Genomic DNA, 17,968 nt, shown 5'->3' with positions numbered 1-17,968 from the left:
CTCTTTTACGGATTCTCATACTCCTATCTATGTCTTTCGTGCCATAGCAAGGTATTTCAACAATTCCATCTCGCTTTGAAACTCCATCGGAGGCCGTGCATCTTCACAGCTCAAAACGCCCTGCCACCCCGCTCTTCTACGGCTGCGGACCAGAATATCAACCGTGCGACATACACCGCACTGTTTCATAACCTCCTCATCCTCCCGGCGCACTTTCGGCCGTGCATAATGTGCCGTGCTCGTTTCATCCTGAAAGCTCCTCTTTTCCTGAAACGTCTGTGGATATCCACATTCGTCAAACAGCTGATCTGCAATGAGAAACATTTCTGTACAATTGCGGAACCTTAACGGCTTTGCACTCATTTTGCTGTATATCCTGCCTTTCAGATCTCCGTTTTCTTCGTCGATACAGACTCGGATCGCATTCATCGGATATACTCTGCCATCTATCTTTTCTTGCTGCATATATCGTTCCTTTCCATTTTCTATCCAGAAGGCGAAAGCTCTGCGAGTTCATACAGCAATTCCAGTCTCCGTTTCCCGATACTCTCCCGGAAATTATTGCAGATCCGATCTGCCACCTGGACGCCTGCTTCATACGTACAAATAGGCAGGAGCACCGCCACCTGTATCGGGCTATACTTTGCTGCCACATCTCCCATTCGCAGAGAAGCACGAACTACCCTCTCAAGAATATTCATCCCTTCAATCATTCCGTGATCTATCTTTTCACCAGTTTGGATTCGATACTTTCTCCGAAGCGTAAAAAGTATAATGAACTCAGCAATCCCAAGGCGATTAATACGTCTCATCTCCATCTGATAAATCTGACGGAAAATCTGGTAATCACAGAAAAAAGCGCCCTGCATTCCAATCTGTTCGCCTGCCTCCTCCAGAAATTTCCCGATATCTGTCCTTTGTTCCCCTGTTTCTGTCGTTATTTGACTAAATACCACCTGAAGCTTTTCCGGATTTTGGATTCCCATATTTTCATAAAACAGCCGGCTTGCCTTTTCGTACTGTGTAAGTGCCAGATCGTACTTTTTCTGTCCACTCAGACTGCGAATCAGATAACAATGAATATCCTCATCCAGAGCATCTACCTGCAATGCATGATGGCATATCATTTCCACTTCACTCCAGCGTTCTTCTGGTCCCAGTATGGTACATAACTGTTTGACTGCATCCAGATACGCAGACTGATACCAGATCACCTTCGGCAATATCCAAGATTCATCCGCAATCTTTGCCGTAATATTGTTTTTATATCCGGCAATGATGCTGCGGCACAGCGTTTCCTGCTCTTGCTGGTCGACTGTTGCGCGAAGCTTAGCTACCATCTGCTCAAAAGCTTCATAATCAGTTTCCACCTCAATCTCAGGATTCCAGCGGTAAGCCCCCGGCACTGTACAGATAAACTTTTCCTTTCCAAGCGCCTTAAGCTCGTTTCGAACCCGGTACATCATATTTTTCAAAGCCCCTTCCGGATTTTTACCGGCATCTTCCCAAAACACCTCAATCAACTGATGATGTGTCAACGCACTGCCCCGGTGAATCAGAAGATATGCTAAAAGACGTGTCAGTTTGTTGGAACGAAGTTTTTCTTCCCCCAGGTTACCACTGTCACAACTCAGCAGAAGACTTCCAAATAACTGCATTTTCACTTTTTTCATATGTCCTCATCCTACTCATTTATCAGCTCAGTTTCTTCGTCAAGAGCAGGCGGCGCCTCGTCACACACAACAGAATCAATTAAGCGCAGCAACTCCATAACACTCCGAAACGATTTCTTTTTCTTTCCCTGCACCCATTCCACATTTCCCTGCCAGCTCTGGCGTTCCGTACTGTTGATTTCAAGAACAAATACCTGTTTCCCTTTCATTCCCTGTATCTCCTCCCCGACTCTATCAAAAAGACAAGCACACGCAAAAAACCATTCAAAGCGCACGAACCCCAAATGGGTTTCGCATCCTCTGAATGGTTTTGTTCCATATAACTGCTTTTAACTTTTTAGGCCAAAAGCAAACGAATATTTGCCTGTCAAAATAGCATTTTAATTTCATTCTTAATAAAATCCTTTTCTTATAACAAGTTTACTAAATGTATGATACACTGTCAATGTCACAAAATGGTAACGAAAATAAATTTTATTATATTTATTTCTTTCAAATGACCACCTGTAAAATGACTGACCGTCCGAAAACTCTTTCGGAAAGCCAAAGAACTGCTCGTTGCTTTTTTGTCCAATATCCCCTATAATGAGGACAGTAATTTTAATTCAACCAAGAAAGCGAGTGATTTTATGCAGAATATTTTTAATATGGATAACGCCTTTTTCCGTGCAATGGGCAGGCTTGCAGATCTGATGATTCTCAACCTCATTTTCCTTCTCTGTTCGCTTCCTGTTTTCACCATTGGCGCCTCCACAACGGCCCTTTATTATGTAACTCTGAAAATGGCTGCAAATGAGGAAGGATACGTCGTTCGCTCTTTCCTGAAATCCTTTCGGCAAAATTTCCGGCAAGCGACTATCATCTGGGTTGCACTTTTGTTCGCGGGAAGTGTTCTGGGACTTGATATCTATATCCTAAACCATTCTGACAATTCCTTTGGAGCAGTGTTTCTCGTACTGATCTCTGCAATCACGATTCTTTACGTGATGGAGCTTATTTACATATTTCCGTTATTATCCCGATTTGAAAACAGCATTGCTGTTACCTTCCGCAATGCATTTATCATGGCAATCGCCGATTTCCCGCGTACCCTTGTCATGATGCTCCTCATCGTCGGCTCCGTTTTCCTGACATTTTGGAATGCGTATACACTCTGGTACGGAATTCTAGTCTGGATTGTGTGCGGGTTTGCATTGATTGCATTTGCTAATTCTTTTTTCCTGAATCGAATTTTTAAAAAGTATATGCCTTCTGAAAAAACTCAATTTTCGTCGGACGATGATACGCAATAATTATATTTTATAAAATAAAAAAACTGCCGCACAACAGATCTGAACCTGAGCATATCAACCCTCAGAATCTCTGTTGTGTGGCAGTTTTTTATGACAGCCTGATCCGTACTTGTATATCTAGCACCTGTAATCATTCTGCTTTTCACACGAACCAGCAAAAATATTTTGTAAAGCAGTTATCAATTTATCAATTTCAATCGGCTTACCAAGATGCCCGTTCATTCCCGCATCAATGGCACGCCTTTTATCCTCCACAAATGCATTCGCAGTAATTGCAATAATCGGAGTCTGCGCAAGCGCCTGATTTTCAAGGCTTCTGATCGCTGCAGTCGCCTCATACCCATCCATCACTGGCATTTGAATATCCATTAAAATAACGTCATACGTGCCCGGAGCTGAGTTCTTCATTTTTTCAACTGCAACTGCTCCGTTTTCTGCTACGTCGACCTCAAACCCGGCCTCCTCCAGAATCGTCATTGCAATCTCCTGATTCAGCTCATTATCCTCAGTCAGAAGAATGCGTTTCCCACAAAACGACACCTCTGCTTCATTTTTCTCTGGCTTACAATCCGGTTCACAGATACACTGCGGCACCCGGAACAAAAAGCAAAGTGTAACCTCTGTCCCTTTTCCTTGTTCACTGTCTATTGTGATTGTGCCGTTCATCATATTTACAATATTCTTTGTAATTGGCATACCAAGGCCGGTTCCCTGAATGCCACTGACCGTAGACGTTCTCTCACGCTCAAACGGTTCAAAAATATGCGCAAGAAATTCACGGCTCATACCAATCCCCGTATCCCTCACCCGAATTTCATAAGACACATATTGCTCCTGCCTCTCACCTTTTTCCGTCACACAGACATGGATACAGCCCCGTTTCGGTGTAAACTTTAAAGCATTGCTGACAATATTAAGAAGAACTCTTGTCAGCCTTAGCTTGTCACACAGAACTACTTCATGCTCCACATTGACTGTATCAATTGAAAATTCCAGCTCCTTTGCCTGTACATCTGCCTGTACAATCGTCTGCAAATCACGTAATATTTCCAGAATGTTGCAATCCTGCTCCTGAATCTGTAGCTTGCCGCTCTCGATATGGCTCATATCCAGCACATCATTAATCAACTCCAGCAAATGATTGCTCGATACCATAATTTTCGACAAATACTCTCTGACCTGATCTCTGTTTTCCATATGAAGCAAGGCAAGATTTGAAAAACCGATAATCGCATTCATCGGCGTGCGGATATCATGTGACATATTGTTGAGAAATACTGTTTTGGCCTGATCGGAACGCTGTGCCTTCTCAAGCGCCTTCTCCAGCTGCTTCTGTTTTTGGATCAGCTCCTGATCCAGCTGCTTCTGCGCAGTTATATCAACAAACATTCCGACGTATGTAATTGGCGACCCATCCTTGCGTCTGGAAAGCATACCCGTAGCGCGATACCAGTGATAACCACCCGTTTTTGTCAGAAGACGGTACTCCACATCATACTTTTTCTGACCCGTATAATCATGAATCGTGTCATAATATTCTTTCAGAACCCGCTCTTTATCCTCTTCATGCAGAAGATTGCTCCACGCTTCCAGCGTGTTCGGAAAATCTGTTTCGTCATGATAGCCAATCATACGCCGGAACTGTTTACTCCAGAGAACGCGGATCATCTTCCCCTGTTCATTAAATTCCATGCTCCATTTGCCAGATCCTAGCATCTCATGAACAATATTCAGCGAAGTCGTCTCATGCGCAAGCTTCTCCAGCGCTCCAAGCTTTTCCTGCATCAGAATTTTCGCTTCTTCATCTTTTTGTTTTTTTAAATATTTTTCTGTCGCATCTTCGAGAAATACGTAAAAAATATCCCCATATTTATTGGTATGTACAAAATGCCCGTAATCCTCCATCCAGCGGATTTCCCCGTCTTTGCGGACAATCCTGTATTCTACAAAATCAAGGTCTTTTTCACTAATTTGATGACGAATGCTCTGTTCTACCATTTCGAAATCTTCCGGATGAACCATCCCGCGGAACGTATAGCCTGTATACTCTTTAAAATCATCCAGACTTTCACACCCGAACATGCGAATAAGCGCTATATTTGCATAGATCAGCTTTTCGTTCTGATCTGCATGATAAATAAAGAAGCCACCCGGCATCCCTGCTGTAATCTGTTCAATTACAGGAAACGCCTGCTCATTTAAAATCAATGAAAACACCCCACTTTCTTCCAATTCCTGGTATATGATTTATTATACTTTTGTTTACTTTTTCTTGTCAACCAGACAAAATACACTTTGCGAATTTTGTTAATTTACACTTCGCTTCAATCACTGTCAAATGGAATTACAAACTGTTCTCTTTCCTATTTACGCATGAAAAAGGGCTGCTGCAAAACGATTTGGTTTTGCAGCAGCCCTTTTAGATTCTGTTTTGTGATTTTGCGCAGACACTTATGACTGCCATACCGTCTTATATACATTCCAGATTCTTGATACCTGGCTGTCAGTCACCTTGGAAAGTGCGTTCTGTATTGCCTTGTAGGTCTCCGGTCTGGAAGCCTGAAGAGCAGCCGGCTCTAACGTATAATTCTTGAAAGACTCTGCAAAATATTCAGAGCTGTTAGAAAGCACGTATGCTTTGTTGAATGCTGTGTATTTCGATTTCTCACGGTTGTAAATATTCTTGAACTCTGCCGACATATCGTAGTTTCCTGCAATGAACGCTAGGAAGTGTCCAAGCTCGTGGTAAATCGTGGAATCTGCTCTTTTCAGAGTAATGGAGCGGCTTCTCGCATCAAACAATCCCGAATAAGAAACACTGCTATTCATCTTAATGGAAAAGCCAAGTGTATTAAATGCATTTGCAACGCGGCTGTCTACAAGCGGAGCCAGTGTTGCCACTGATACGTTGCCTGAGCTGGATGCCAGCTCTTTCTGCAAAGTCTCTGCCTGCTGAGACATAACAGTCTTTGTAACAGTCGTCTTTGTCGTTGTAACCTGTGTGTTCACCTTAGAACCTTTCTTATACTGGTTCATTACATTCGTTGCAACAACCGTAACCGTTGTGGTGGAAGTACTTCCTGATTTGGATTTCTTTGTACTTTTCTTTGTGGTTGATTTTCCTTTTTTCTTATATGTTTTCTTGGAAGCCTTTTTCAGTTTGATTTTCTTTGTTTTCTTTTTCGTCTTTGTAGACTTTGTAACCTTCGGAGCCGCAAGCGGAACTCCATCCCCCTCAATTGATACACTTCCGTCTGTATCTACAAAGGTCACGAGCTCTGGCACCATATGATTCTGAGAATTCACAGCCCACAGGCTTCCTGCTACAATCGCTGCTGCAAGTACCACACTTCCAATCTTAACCGATGTTTTCTTAAATAAATCCTTTACGCTTTTCCCCTTCATCGTGATCTCCTCCTGATACATCTTTTCCTTTATATAATATATAATAATATAGCACTCGACATAAAAGCTAAACGCAAAAATAACCACTAAATATATATATTCAGCGGTTACCAACTACGCATTCTCACTCGACCTGTCAAGAATCCAAAAATCACTCAACAATGTCAGACCCATACGATATCTATCACATGCATCAAAGAATGTGGCAACCGGCTATCATAGTCCGCAGACCTTAGACCCCTGGCTTTGCGTCCCCGCTTTTCAACGGGTTTGCCCTTATATCTGATTTATTTACATTTATTCTAATCCCCATTTCTTCAGCTGTCAACCACTTTTTCCAAAATTATTCCAAAAAAAGAATCCGCTTCTTAACACTTGACATCTCCTGCAAAAAACTGCAAAATAATAACAAATTCTACTATATTGAAGGAGTACTTTCTATTAATAATATGAAACGAATCTGTTGCCGCCGGGTTCTTTGTGCGGCGCTCGCATTTCTGATCTGTATCTGCTGCTGCAGCTGCGGACAAGCCGGAAAAGATAAAAAATCAAACGAGGTCGGCGCATACAAGCCCGGTGTCACACATGTGCTTGTACCTGTATCCGGTGATCAGGATACTGTGACTGCCGGAGCTCTTACACTTGATTTTACCAATGTTTCGGACGGCTATTTTACAGGCAGACTCTCAGAACCCGGAAAAACAATAAACATACAGGTGACCGGACCCGATCAGGTCATTTATAAATATTTTCTGGACAACGCAGATGCTCCCGCTGTCTTTCCCTTAACTGCTGGAAACGGAAGCTACATTGTCCTTGCTTTTGAAAATGTCGGCGGAGACCAGTACGTATCGCTGCTCACTCATTCACTGACGTTGGAACTGAAAAGTGAATTTCTTCCTTTTCTATACCCAAATCAGTATGTGGATTTTTCCGAAGACAATGAGGCAATTCACCTTGCTGCAGAGCTTTCCGCAGACGCCAAAACAGATCTGGAAGCACTGACTGCCATTTACCAGTATGTCACGGAAAATATTACATATGACGAGGAAAAAGCTGCCACCGTAGAATCCGGTTATCTTCCGGATGTGGATGACACCCTTCGCACCAAGACAGGAATCTGTTTTGACTACGCAGCACTGTCTGTCGCTATGTTGCGGTCCCTGTCCATTCCCGCCAAACTGTCCATCGGCTACAGCGGTGAAATCCACCATGCCTGGATTGACGTCTATATGGAATCCATCGGCTGGGTAAAGAATGCCGTCGAATTTAATGGCAGAGAATGGAAAATGATGGACCCGACCTTTGCCTCCGCACTCGGTGAAGAACAAAATATCCGCGACTACATTGGAGACGGAAGCAATTATATTCTGCAATATGTCCGCTGACACTCGCATTACCTGCATACGCTGTCCAGACAACCTATACAGATTCCATAGGCCAGGAATCTCATTCTTTACAGGAATCTTACAATATGATCGAATACAAAACAGGGAGGACCTATGAAGCAAATGTTAACAGACAACGAGCTATCTGCCTTTTCCGGTCAGCTGGCCATGATTCTTCATTCCGGTATTTCGGTGCTGGAAGGTGTTTCCATCATGCAGGAGGATATGCCGGAGGGAGAGGGACGCAACATAATAAGAGCCATTTACAGTTCCCTCGAAGAGACGGGTGAACTGGCTGAAGCACTGCTTACAAGCGGTGTTTTTCCAGAATATTTTATAAAAATGACAGAGATCGGAGAACGCTCCGGCACCCTTGAGGAGGTCATGTCATCGCTTTGTGATTATTACAAACGGCAGGAATCGCTCACCCGCAGCATCCGGGAAGCGCTGACCTATCCTCTGATTCTGATTTGTATGCTGTTTGCGGTACTGCTTGTTCTTATGACACAGGTAATGCCTGTATTTGGCGAAGTCTTTGAACAGCTCGGTATTGAAATGACCGGCGTATCTTCCATGATATTCCGGCTTTCCGGTGTGATGCAGGCGGCTGCCACTATTTTGCTCGTTATGATTGTACTTTTGGCCCTTGCATGTGTTCTGGCGCTGCGTTCCAAAAAGGGCAGGGAAATGCTGATTCTTGTGATTACAAAGTTGCCGCTTGGACGCAAAGTCATGGAACGCCTTGCACGTTCCCGCTTTTCGGATGCGCTGTCACTGGCGCTGCACAGCGGGCTTGACATGGGCGAAAGCTTTACGCTCGCTGCAGGCCTGACTGATCAGAAACTCTTTCAGGGAAAAATGGAAAAAGCTGCCGCTCTGCTTGAGGAAGGCAGCGATCTCGCAGATTCCCTGCGCGATGCCAGTATCATTACCGGCTTGAATGCGCGGATGCTCTCGATTGGTTTTCGCACCGGCTCCGCAGAGGATGCGTTGAAGCAAATCGCTGTAAGCGAACAGGAAGAGGCCGACAACCGTATTCAGAAAGCCGTTGGGGCGCTGGAACCAACCATGACAGCCGTACTCTCTCTTTTAACCGGAATCATTCTGGTGTCTGTGATGCTTCCATTGCTCAGTGTCATGGCAAACATCGGATAACCGGAACAGACTGGCACGTACGCAACGTCTGTACTCTAAAAAGATGAAAGGAATCTTATGAACCGTTTTACACAGAAAAAATCTTCTTCTCATCTGCTGCGTCGTCTGCTCGTCACGGTCGTTCTATTCAGCAGTCTTGTCACTGTTCTGCTTTTCGGGACCTCCAGAGTCCAAAAGACGGCAGGGGACAGTCAGGCCGAAAGCCTCCGTCTCGCAATCCTGCACAGTGCAGTTCACAGCTATGCGATGGAAGGCAGATACCCGGAAAGCATTGATTACATCCGCGACCACTACGGCATCAGCTGGAATCTGGACAAATACCTCGTCAGCTATGAGATTATCGGTTCAAACCTGATGCCTGATGTCAACGTTTTTCAGCGAACCGATACAAAGAAATAAAAGGAGGGAACCATGAACGCCAAACAGAAAAATCATTCCATTGATTCTCTTTTTTCGTTTCTTTTGCTGCTTGTTTTTTTTCTTTTTACCGTTTTTCTCGCACAGATGGGTTCCGCGATTTATAAAAGCGGTGTATCACATCTAAATGAAAACTACACCTCGCGGACAGCAATTGCTTATCTTACCGAAAAAGTACGGCAACATGACAAAACCGGCAGCATATTTCTGACCTCCGTCGAAGACCTGCCGGCGATTGCTTTTTTCGATACGACCGAAGAGGCAGAGGGAAAAACCGGTGCGTTTCTCACCTACGTGTACTTTTCTGACCATGCACTGTATGAGCTGTTTGTCCGCGAAAGTACTGTCCCTGAGAAAGCGCTTGGCACCCCCATTGTAGAGCTGTCCGATTTTGACATCAAAGAGATAGAAGAGCCCGGTACGGACCCTCTCCTCTCCGTCACTGCCGTCAGCCCAAAAGGTGAGCAGCTTTCCACTCTGATTCCCATACGTAGCCGGTGAAACAGACCGATCCGAAAATATCTGATACTTTTTTATGAGAATCCGACTTGCGGTTTCTCATAACTGGCTTCTTATCATTGCAACAGGAGGCGTTATGAATCGAAATTCCAGGACAGGTTCCCGCCTGTTTTTCATTGAGTTTTTGATTGTGCTGTTTTTCTTTCTGATCATCAGTACCGTCTGTCTGCGTCTTTTCGTTAAGTCGCACACAATCACGCAGCATTCGGAAGCGCTCTCTCATGCCCAGGCAATAGCAGCCTCTGTTGCCTCAGTCATCGAACAGGGCGCAATAACACCAACGGAGGCAGCCTCCTTTTTTCCAGATGCTTCCGTTACTTCCGATGGTTTTTTCATTACCTACGATCACGATTTTCTACCTTGTTCCGCGGAACATGCATCTTATGCGCTGACCGTCGTAATGGAGCAGGAAGATCATACGCTCCGGGCAGAAATCCAAATGGAAGACAGAAAACATGAACTGATTTATCAGCTCCCCGTATCCTTTCACCTTGCTCTGACACGAAAGGAGGCGCTGCAATGAGAAAAACATCCGGTGTTTCCCTGATGCTTCTTATTTTTCTGTCCCTGTGCCTGATTACCTTTTCTCTGCTCTCCCTCTCAGGTGCCACAGCAGACGAAACATTAAGTCAGAAGTCTGCAGACCGGACGACGCAGTATTACGCTGCCGTAACTTCTGCGAATGAAATAATTTCCCGGATTGACGCAGCGCTCGCCGGCTATTTAAAAAAAGCCGAGACCGCAGACGATCCAAAGTCTTCCTATATAAATCAGTGCGCCTCTATCTCTGCACTGGTCAGTGAAGCCGAATGGAACAGCGACGCACTTTCGATCACCTTTTCCGTACCAATTACAGAAAACCAGGTAATCTGCGTCTCCCTCCATCCGGAATACCCGGACCGTACGGAAGATACGCTTTTTCATATCACATCCTTTGAAACCGTGAATACCGGCGAGTGGACGCCTGATAAATCCGAAAACCTGTATCAGCCGGGGTGACAGAGTTGCCGGAACCCCGTTTTTGTACATGCTGCAAGGCGGCGTCCTCTTCCCAACCCATTACAAAAAATCATTTTTAAAGGAGATTTCCATATGAGTGACACAAATAACGCGGCAGCCTTTCTTCAGTCCGCCACATCCGCAGGGGCCTCTGACATCTTTGTTGTCGCCGGTCTTCCGATTTCTTATAAGGTGAATGGCATCATGCACACGGAAGGTGAACGGCTGATGCCGCATGACACAGAACTTTTCATCCGCAATATTTATGAGCTGGCCGGGAATCGTTCGATTGAGCGTTTTCTTGAGACCGGGGATGATGATTTTTCTTTTGCGATTCCAGGGCTCTCCCGTTTCCGTGTCAGCACGTATAAGCAGAGGGGATCTCTGGCGGCTGTCATCCGTATCATTGCGTTTGAGCTGCCGCGTCCTGATGAAATCGGGATTCCGCCTGCTGTTTTGTCTCTTACCTCTATGACAAAGGGGCTGATTCTCGTGACCGGGCCAGCGGGAAGCGGGAAGTCTACAACGCTCTCCTGCCTTGTGGATCAGATTAATTCCACCCGGCAGGATCATATTATTACGCTGGAAGATCCGCTGGAGTTTCTGCATCGTCATAAAAAGAGTATTGTCAGCCAGAGAGAAATATCCACGGATACGGATAATTATCTGACGGCGCTTCGTGCAGCGCTGCGCCAGAGTCCGGATGTGATTCTGCTCGGTGAGATGCGTGACCATGAGACGATTCAGACTGCCATGACGGCCGCTGAAACAGGCCATCTGGTGCTTTCCAGCCTTCATACCATCGGGGCTGCCAGCACGATCAGCCGTATTATTGATGTCTTTGACCCGTCCCAGCAGCATCAGATTGCCATGCAGCTTTCCATGGTTCTGCGGGCCGTTATTTCACAGCAGCTTGTTCCTTCGATTCAGGGCGGAATGATCCCGGCTTTCGAGATTATGATTATGACACCTGCGATCAGTAATATGATCCGGGATAACAAAACGCACCAGATCGAAGGAATCATTTATACCTCCGCCAAGGAGGACATGATCTCTATGGATAACAGCCTGCTGCAACTTTACAAGGCGGGCCGTATCTCACGTGAGACGGCGTTGCAGTATTCTACCAACGCGGAAATGCTGAAGAAAAAGCTGTAATTATCAGGACAACAGAAACCCCTGACATAACGTATGCATGTTATGCCAGGGGTTTTCACTGCCTGTATTATTTTATGCCTCTTTTCCATTTAGCATAAGATCTAATACGGTCTCCATTTTGCACTGTTATTACTATCTTCTGCGCCTGCGGGAAAGAACAGGGATGCCTGCCATGAGAACTGCTGCAAATACAAGCAGAACCACGTACAGCATGATCGGTGTGTTGTCTCCGGTCTTTACTGCTTCTTTTTTCTTGTCATCCTTCTTGTCGTCTTTCTTATCATCTTTTTTGTCATCCTTTTTCGGATCGTCTTTCTTTTCTGTTTCTTTCTCCGTCGGTTTTTCTGTCTCGATCTCTTCCTCTTCCTTCTGCGTATTCGTAAGTGTCAGCTCCGCTGTTCTACGGTCAGTCAGGTTCAGAGTTACCGCGCCTGCACCTGTCATCGTGTACGCAAAGTCAGTGTCCTGTGTCACCGGTCTGCCGTCTGCGTTTACTTCTGTCACATACAGGGTCGTTTCTTCGCCTTCTGCCATATATACTTCTACCGTAGTACTTGCGGAAGATTTTCCGTTCATATCAATTGCAACCATGCTGTCGCCGCTGTCAGTTGGTTGCGTATAAGCTGCATCCTTAAACAGACCAAAATAGAAAATCTCATCGCTCTTCAGTGCTTTTCCATTGCTCTTCTTTACCAGTTTCGTAATCGTCAGCTCTGCGTTATCGTATTTCGCTGCACCCATATTCAGGAAGGCATTTGCAAATGTAAATGCTGCAACCTGTCCGTTTTCTGTGAGATCTACCTTCTGGCTTCCGTTTTCGCCGTAGTATACCTGGTATTCCACACCGTCCAGGATACCATTTGTTACTACAGCACCTGCTGCATTTGTCTCTGCTACGTAGTAGCTTCCCTTCTGCAGACCGTCAAAGGTCACAGCTGCCGATGAATTCTCACGGTTGAAGGAAAGCGCCTTTACGTCGCTGACTCTCTGCGTCATTTCCGCATCTGCAAACAGCGCTACATAGAATTCTGCATTTTCTACCACGTACGGTGTATCTGCAACTGCCTCTACCAGATTCAGCGTTACGTTTACTGCGCAGTTATACGGATCTTCCGTTGCGACCGCTGCTGCTTCCACAGACACGCTCAGAGCCTCTGCCTCACTGTCTGGAACCGGTTCTGCACTACCGGATACGGTTGCCTTGCAGATCAGCGTATTTCCAAGATCCTCTGCCGTAACGACATGGCTGTACGTAAACGTTCTCGTCTCGCCAACTGCCAGAACTTCCAGGCCTTCTGCCTGTCCGTCCGGAGCGACTGACATTCCGTCTGCACGACTCAGAACGCTTTCTGCTACGATATTCTTCAGCGGGATATTTCCTGTGTTTGTTACAGTTACCGTATAAGTAATTGTTTCGCCAAGCTTATAAACGCCATCAGCACCCGGTGTGGATGTAATGTTCAGGGCTGCCTCAAGCTTCGGTTCATGCGTTGCCGCTACGGCAATCGTATGGTTTGCACTCAGATCTGCAAACGTATAGGAGCCGTTCAGAGCCTGAATCTCTTCCTTGCTAAGCACTACATCGTCTACAGTCACGCTTGAAATACCATAGCCTTCATTTGCTGCAAAGGTTACTGTGTAATCAGAGCCTGCCGGGGCCTTACCGGATTCGCTGATGGTTACATTTTCACCTGTCGTGGTGATTTCATATACCTTCGGAAGTTCCACGGTGAAAATCATTTTTCTTGATCCGGTTGTCTGCAGAACGCCTTCCTGAACGACTTCGCCTTCCGCATTCTTCATTTCCATTGCATTTGCTTTTTCATACGTCAGCGTATATTCCTTAATTTCTTCCGGAATAAAGTAGCCTTTATTTTCAATCCTTGTAATTACAGACTGATACGAAAGTACTGTCTTTGTCTCATTCAGATTGTTCTTACCAGTTGTATAATCAATTCTTGTTCCATCTGCGTCCACAAAATCTACTTCCCAGTTCATGATAGTGGACGGAGCTGCAATCAGTGTGTAAGTGCCATCCTCTGTCGGGATATATCCTGTCATCGTTCCTGTATCCGGTGTACGATTTCCATCCGGAGTCGTCCAGTAAGAAGCGTATTTCCCACTTCCTATTTTTTCATATCCCGCTGCTACTTTTACGCTCGGATATTTAATCTGAATGCTTCCCGGAATTGTACTGGTCGGATATGTGTAGGTAACCTTTACAGTAGATTCATCAATCTGCTCTGCTTTTGTACCTCTTCCCTGGGCTTTTGTAAGTGTCGCCGACCCCGGTTCCTTCACCACAAAAGTAAGCGTAATCGTTTTTGCCTGGAATACTGCATAATATACCTGATCCTCACCGGTTGCCATAACCGCAGCGCCAAGTTCAACAGCCTCTCCGTTTGCGCTTCCTTTTTTCCAGCCCTTGAACTCATAACCGGTCATCGGTTTTGTCTCAGGTACCGTAATTGTTGTACCATTCATCAGTTCTTCGTAGCTGATATCTCTCTTTGTTTCGCCATCTACAACAAGCTCTCCGCCGTATCCTGCGTGGAAAGAAATAGAAGATACCGGTTCTGCGTCTACACGGATCTGATGATCTCCCTGCACGTTCTCAAATGTGTAAGCGCCATTCAAAGCCGCGATTTCCTCTTTGCTTAATTTTTCTCCGTCTATAATCACACTGGAAATTGCACAGCCTTCGTTTACCGTAAAATGTACAGTATGAGCAGAACCCGGAGCTACCTTCGCAGTCTCGTCGATTGTTACATTATCGTTGCTGGCTGTTTCAATCGTACATGCTTTCGGAAGCGTCACTGTAAAGATAAATTCCCCTGTTCCTGTGAGGGTTTCCACAACTTCGCCCGCAGCATTCTTCAGGTCTATTGCGTTGGCTCTGTCATACGTCACGGTATATCCCATAACGTCTTCCGGAATAAAATAACCTTTTTCTTCAATCCTATTGATTACAGAAGAAAACTGCATTACTTTTTCCGTCTCATTCAGATTTACTTTTGTGGAGCTGCTGGTAATCTCCTCGCCGTTCGCATTCAGGAACTTAATGTAATAATCCCGTGATGATTTTGGCATGGCCACCAGATAGTACGTTTCGTCTTCATTTGAAACAAACGTCATGGTACCGCCGCTGTCTCTGCTTCCGCTCGGTCTCTCCCAGTAAGACTTAAAGCTCTGTGCCGCGCTTAAACTTTTTTCATATCCGTCCGCTATCGTTGCCTTTGGAAAGTTAATTTTTATACTTCCCTGTATATAATAATTAGCTGGATAAGTAACTACTACTGTTTCCGGATCAATCTGCTCCGCCTTTGTCTGGCTGCTTCCTTTTAGGGCTGTAAGCGTTGCCGAACCTGGTTCCTTTACTTTAAAGGTAATCTTAACTGTCCTTCTCTCATAAACTGCATAGTAGGTCTGGTCTGACTCTGTTCCCACAACTGTCTCGCCAAGCACCCACTCCGGCCCTGTAGCGCTGTCTTTTCTCCAGCCTGCAAATTCGAAATAATTGTCTGCTTTTACTTCCGGTACCGAAATCTCCTGACCTACCGTTACATCACTGTAGGTAACGCTGCTTTTTTCTTCTCCATCAACAACAAATTTGCCGTTTGCACCACTGTTGAACGTGATCGTTCTCTTTACTTGTTTTTTCGGAACTGTCACGGTAAGCAGAATTGTATCGCTGCCATTAGTACTGGTTCCTGTAAAAACGGTTTCTCCGGCTGCATTTTTGATTTCTATGCAGTTAGCTTTCTCATAATGTACCGTATAAGCTTTCATTTCCTCCGGAATTTCATATCCGGCTGTGTCCGCTGCATCCGTCACATAGCTGCTGATCAGATCTATTTTCTGATTCAAAATCATTGTCGGATAAGACGTATAAACAACGGTTCCGTCTTCCCCCCGGAAAATAATCTTACCGTTTCTCTTTGTAACCGGGCTGACAACAAGCGTCATTGTCTCATTCTCTGACGGCAGAACAGAAAGTTCTTCCTTTCCGATTCCCTCGCTTCCGTCTTCATGACGCCAGTAGGTTCCCTCGCCTTTTACAAAAGAGGTGTTATATCCAGCAGCAATCGTTGCCGTCGGATACCATAATTTCACTCCTCCGTTTGCATACGGATATTTATAGGTAGCTGTCATCGTCTGTGCATCAATCTGCTCATACGTAATGGTTGAGCTGGCTCCGCCGAAACCTGTTTTCGGTTTGCTGAGCGTCGCTGCATTCGGGTCTTCTACTGTAAAAGTAATGACAATGGTTTTTCGGTCAAATGTTGCATAATAAATCTGATCCTCTTCTGTTGCTGTCACAGCAGAACCAAGATCAACGGCCTCTCCGCTTGCGCTGCCTTTTCTCCAGCCCTTAAATTCGTAACCGGTAAACGATGATACTTCCGGCACTGCAACCGTAGTTCCTGCTGCCACATCGCTGTACTCCACAGGATTCTTTGTCTCTCCTTCGACTGCAATACTTCCGCCGGCCGTGCTGTAGAATTTGATATTTGTCGTTACCGGTTCTTCTTCTGTAAGCTTCACATTCAATACGAGATCGTCAGAATCCAGAACTGATGTCTGCAATACATTTCCTTCTTCGTCCAGCAATTCCAGTTCATTTGCCTTTACATAACGAACCTGATAAGCTCTTGCTGCGTCCGAAACAGTATAACCCTTTTCCTCAATTTTGCCGATCGTGTAAGAACTAAATAATACAGCAGTCTCATTCAAATTTCTTTTACTTGTAAAACTATACACCTCTGTTCCGGCTGCATTCAGGCACTTTACTGTAAAATTACGACTGCTTTTCGGCTGCGTAATCAGGGTATATGTCTGATCTTCAAACGGAAGCGTACCGGTCATGTTTGTTGTATCCGGCGTACGATTTCCATCCGGCTTTGTCCAATAAGATTTATAAGTACCTGTACCCGTTCCTTCATATCCGTCCGCTATGGTTACAGTCGGAAATTTTACTTTTACAGAGTTTTTATTATACTTATAAACAGCCTTTACCGTATGGTCATCAATCGTTTCATAAGTCACCATATTACTGGTACCTGAATTCTTGATGGTTGCCGTTCCCGGCTCCTTCACTACAAATGTCAATGTAATTGTCTTTGGAGTAAAAAGTGCATAATACGTCTGATCTGTATCTGTTCCCGTTACCTTTGAACCGAGTTCAACCGGTGTTCCGGATGCGCTCTTTTCTCTCCAGCCCGCAAATACATATCCGTCAAACGGTTGTACTCCCGGAACCTGAATCTCCTGTCCAGCTTCTACATTTTTATATAAAAAATCAATTCCTGCTGTCTCACCGTTTGTAACGTATCCATTTCCATTTGAGCGGAAATAAATTTCTGTAGTTGATGCTGTTTCTTTCGCCGGCGACTTCAGCACATTCTGCGTCGGCGCTTCTGTCTGTTCCTGTTCCAGCTTTTCTGTCTCTTTCGGTATCTCTGCCGATGCCTCCGTCTGTTCCGGCTTCTGTGTCTCCTTCGGTGTTTCTGTCTGTGCCTCCGTCTGTTCCGGCGCTTCTGTCTGTACTTCTGCTGGTTTCTCTGTCTCCGGTGCTTCTGTCTGTACTTCCGCTGGTTTCTCTGTCTCCGGCGCTTTTGTTTCTGCTGTTGTCTCAGCCTGTGTCTCCGGCGCGGTTGTCTCTTCTGTGGTCTGAGCTTCTGTCATGGCTTCTGTAGAACCCTCAACTGCAACAGGCGTTTCAGCAGCTAATGCATTGACTGGTCCCCCCCACAAAGAAAATACCATACTCACAGCCAAAACCTGCGATAATATTTTCCTACCTAATCGCTTCTTTGCCATATCCCTACCTTCCTTTCTTGAACCTTTCTAAAAATAAAAGTTCCTTTATTAATTATTAATACATAGTAAATTATACACAATTTTCCAGTAAAAGTAATTACATTTTCTTTTCCTATTTCTTATATTTTCTTTGTTCTATTCA

The 17,968-nt window shown here is 45.1% G+C and carries 14 protein-coding genes and 1 riboswitch; of the genes, 8 read left to right on the top strand and 6 right to left on the bottom strand.

The window, feature by feature from the left end:
* Positions 1-27: 27 nt before the first annotated feature.
* Genes AC6I2O_RS00420 through AC6I2O_RS00410 form a run of 3 tightly spaced genes read right to left on the bottom strand, consistent with a single transcriptional unit; the run spans position 28 to position 1,882 of the window.
* Entirely contained in the window at positions 28-465 is a 438-nt protein-coding gene (locus AC6I2O_RS00420) for a hypothetical protein (protein ID WP_497741500.1), read from the bottom strand.
* Positions 466-485: 20 nt separating this feature from the next.
* Complete coding sequence (locus tag AC6I2O_RS00415; RefSeq protein WP_497741499.1) at positions 486-1,673, bottom strand: AfsR/SARP family transcriptional regulator; 1,188 nt, start codon at positions 1,671-1,673, stop codon at positions 486-488.
* Positions 1,674-1,684: 11 nt separating this feature from the next.
* Entirely contained in the window at positions 1,685-1,882 is a 198-nt protein-coding gene (locus tag AC6I2O_RS00410) for a hypothetical protein (RefSeq protein ID WP_120393227.1), read from the bottom strand.
* A 420-nt stretch (positions 1,883-2,302) separates the two neighbouring features.
* On the opposite strand from AC6I2O_RS00410, the gene AC6I2O_RS00405 reads away from it, so the two are divergent.
* Positions 2,303-2,965: a YesL family protein gene (locus tag AC6I2O_RS00405; protein WP_120393228.1), complete on the top strand. Its 663-nt coding sequence runs from the start codon at positions 2,303-2,305 to the stop codon at positions 2,963-2,965.
* A gap of 117 nt (positions 2,966-3,082) precedes the next feature.
* On the opposite strand, the gene AC6I2O_RS00400 is transcribed toward AC6I2O_RS00405, so the two are convergent.
* Positions 3,083-5,182 (bottom strand): hybrid sensor histidine kinase/response regulator, encoded by a 2,100-nt coding sequence (locus AC6I2O_RS00400; protein ID WP_497741498.1) that lies wholly within the window; start codon positions 5,180-5,182, stop codon positions 3,083-3,085.
* 234 nt (positions 5,183-5,416) lie between these two features.
* Positions 5,417-6,370: an anthrax toxin lethal factor-related metalloendopeptidase gene (locus AC6I2O_RS00395; RefSeq protein ID WP_497741497.1), complete on the bottom strand. Its 954-nt coding sequence runs from the start codon at positions 6,368-6,370 to the stop codon at positions 5,417-5,419.
* Between the two features lie 201 nt (positions 6,371-6,571).
* Positions 6,572-6,655: riboswitch (cyclic di-GMP riboswitch) on the bottom strand.
* A 164-nt stretch (positions 6,656-6,819) separates the two neighbouring features.
* Between AC6I2O_RS00395 and AC6I2O_RS00390 the strand changes: the two genes are divergently transcribed.
* The 7 genes from AC6I2O_RS00390 to AC6I2O_RS00360 all read left to right on the top strand — a co-directional run bounded on the left by AC6I2O_RS00390 (position 6,820) and on the right by AC6I2O_RS00360 (position 12,006).
* Positions 6,820-7,758, top strand: a complete 939-nt coding sequence (locus AC6I2O_RS00390; RefSeq protein WP_497741496.1) for a transglutaminase-like domain-containing protein — start codon at positions 6,820-6,822, stop codon at positions 7,756-7,758.
* Between the two features lie 114 nt (positions 7,759-7,872).
* Entirely contained in the window at positions 7,873-8,913 is a 1,041-nt protein-coding gene (locus AC6I2O_RS00385) for a type II secretion system F family protein (RefSeq protein ID WP_120393229.1), read from the top strand.
* Between the two features lie 57 nt (positions 8,914-8,970).
* Complete coding sequence (locus tag AC6I2O_RS00380) at positions 8,971-9,312, top strand: hypothetical protein (protein WP_497741495.1); 342 nt, start codon at positions 8,971-8,973, stop codon at positions 9,310-9,312.
* A gap of 12 nt (positions 9,313-9,324) precedes the next feature.
* On the top strand, positions 9,325-9,831 hold the full coding sequence (locus AC6I2O_RS00375; protein WP_120393231.1) for a DUF4860 domain-containing protein: 507 nt from the start codon (positions 9,325-9,327) through the stop codon (positions 9,829-9,831).
* A gap of 94 nt (positions 9,832-9,925) precedes the next feature.
* On the top strand, positions 9,926-10,372 hold the full coding sequence (locus tag AC6I2O_RS00370) for a hypothetical protein (protein ID WP_120393232.1): 447 nt from the start codon (positions 9,926-9,928) through the stop codon (positions 10,370-10,372).
* A complete protein-coding gene (locus tag AC6I2O_RS00365) occupies positions 10,369-10,848 on the top strand; it encodes a hypothetical protein (protein ID WP_120393233.1) in 480 nt (159 codons plus the stop codon). The genes AC6I2O_RS00370 and AC6I2O_RS00365 overlap by 4 nt, the downstream gene beginning before the upstream one ends.
* Before the next feature lie 93 nt (positions 10,849-10,941).
* A complete protein-coding gene (locus AC6I2O_RS00360) occupies positions 10,942-12,006 on the top strand; it encodes a type IV pilus twitching motility protein PilT (protein WP_497741494.1) in 1,065 nt (354 codons plus the stop codon).
* Positions 12,007-12,138: 132 nt separating this feature from the next.
* On the opposite strand, the gene AC6I2O_RS00355 is transcribed toward AC6I2O_RS00360, so the two are convergent.
* Complete coding sequence (locus AC6I2O_RS00355) at positions 12,139-17,826, bottom strand: InlB B-repeat-containing protein (RefSeq protein WP_497741493.1); 5,688 nt, start codon at positions 17,824-17,826, stop codon at positions 12,139-12,141.
* Positions 17,827-17,968: the final 142 nt, after the last annotated feature.

Source organism: Blautia sp. St.27G3 (assembly GCF_059728505.1).
This window is presented reverse-complemented; position numbering and strand designations above follow the sequence as displayed.

Excerpts from the sequence above, each read along its gene's own strand:
- AC6I2O_RS00395 (WP_497741497.1), bottom strand. The coding sequence starts at position 6,370 with ATGAAGGGGAAAAGCGTAAAGGATTTATTTAAGAAAACATCGGTTAAG.
- AC6I2O_RS00360 (WP_497741494.1), top strand. The coding sequence starts at position 10,942 with ATGAGTGACACAAATAACGCGGCAGCCTTTCTTCAGTCCGCCACATCC.
- AC6I2O_RS00355 (WP_497741493.1), bottom strand. The coding sequence starts at position 17,826 with ATGGCAAAGAAGCGATTAGGTAGGAAAATATTATCGCAGGTTTTGGCT.
- AC6I2O_RS00390 (WP_497741496.1), top strand. The coding sequence starts at position 6,820 with ATGAAACGAATCTGTTGCCGCCGGGTTCTTTGTGCGGCGCTCGCATTT.
- AC6I2O_RS00385 (WP_120393229.1), top strand. The coding sequence starts at position 7,873 with ATGAAGCAAATGTTAACAGACAACGAGCTATCTGCCTTTTCCGGTCAG.
- AC6I2O_RS00375 (WP_120393231.1), top strand. The coding sequence starts at position 9,325 with ATGAACGCCAAACAGAAAAATCATTCCATTGATTCTCTTTTTTCGTTT.
- AC6I2O_RS00410 (WP_120393227.1), bottom strand. The coding sequence starts at position 1,882 with ATGAAAGGGAAACAGGTATTTGTTCTTGAAATCAACAGTACGGAACGC.
- AC6I2O_RS00380 (WP_497741495.1), top strand. The coding sequence starts at position 8,971 with ATGAACCGTTTTACACAGAAAAAATCTTCTTCTCATCTGCTGCGTCGT.
- AC6I2O_RS00405 (WP_120393228.1), top strand. The coding sequence starts at position 2,303 with ATGCAGAATATTTTTAATATGGATAACGCCTTTTTCCGTGCAATGGGC.
- AC6I2O_RS00365 (WP_120393233.1), top strand. The coding sequence starts at position 10,369 with ATGAGAAAAACATCCGGTGTTTCCCTGATGCTTCTTATTTTTCTGTCC.
- AC6I2O_RS00420 (WP_497741500.1), bottom strand. The coding sequence starts at position 465 with ATGCAGCAAGAAAAGATAGATGGCAGAGTATATCCGATGAATGCGATC.
- AC6I2O_RS00415 (WP_497741499.1), bottom strand. The coding sequence starts at position 1,673 with ATGAAAAAAGTGAAAATGCAGTTATTTGGAAGTCTTCTGCTGAGTTGT.
- AC6I2O_RS00370 (WP_120393232.1), top strand. The coding sequence starts at position 9,926 with ATGAATCGAAATTCCAGGACAGGTTCCCGCCTGTTTTTCATTGAGTTT.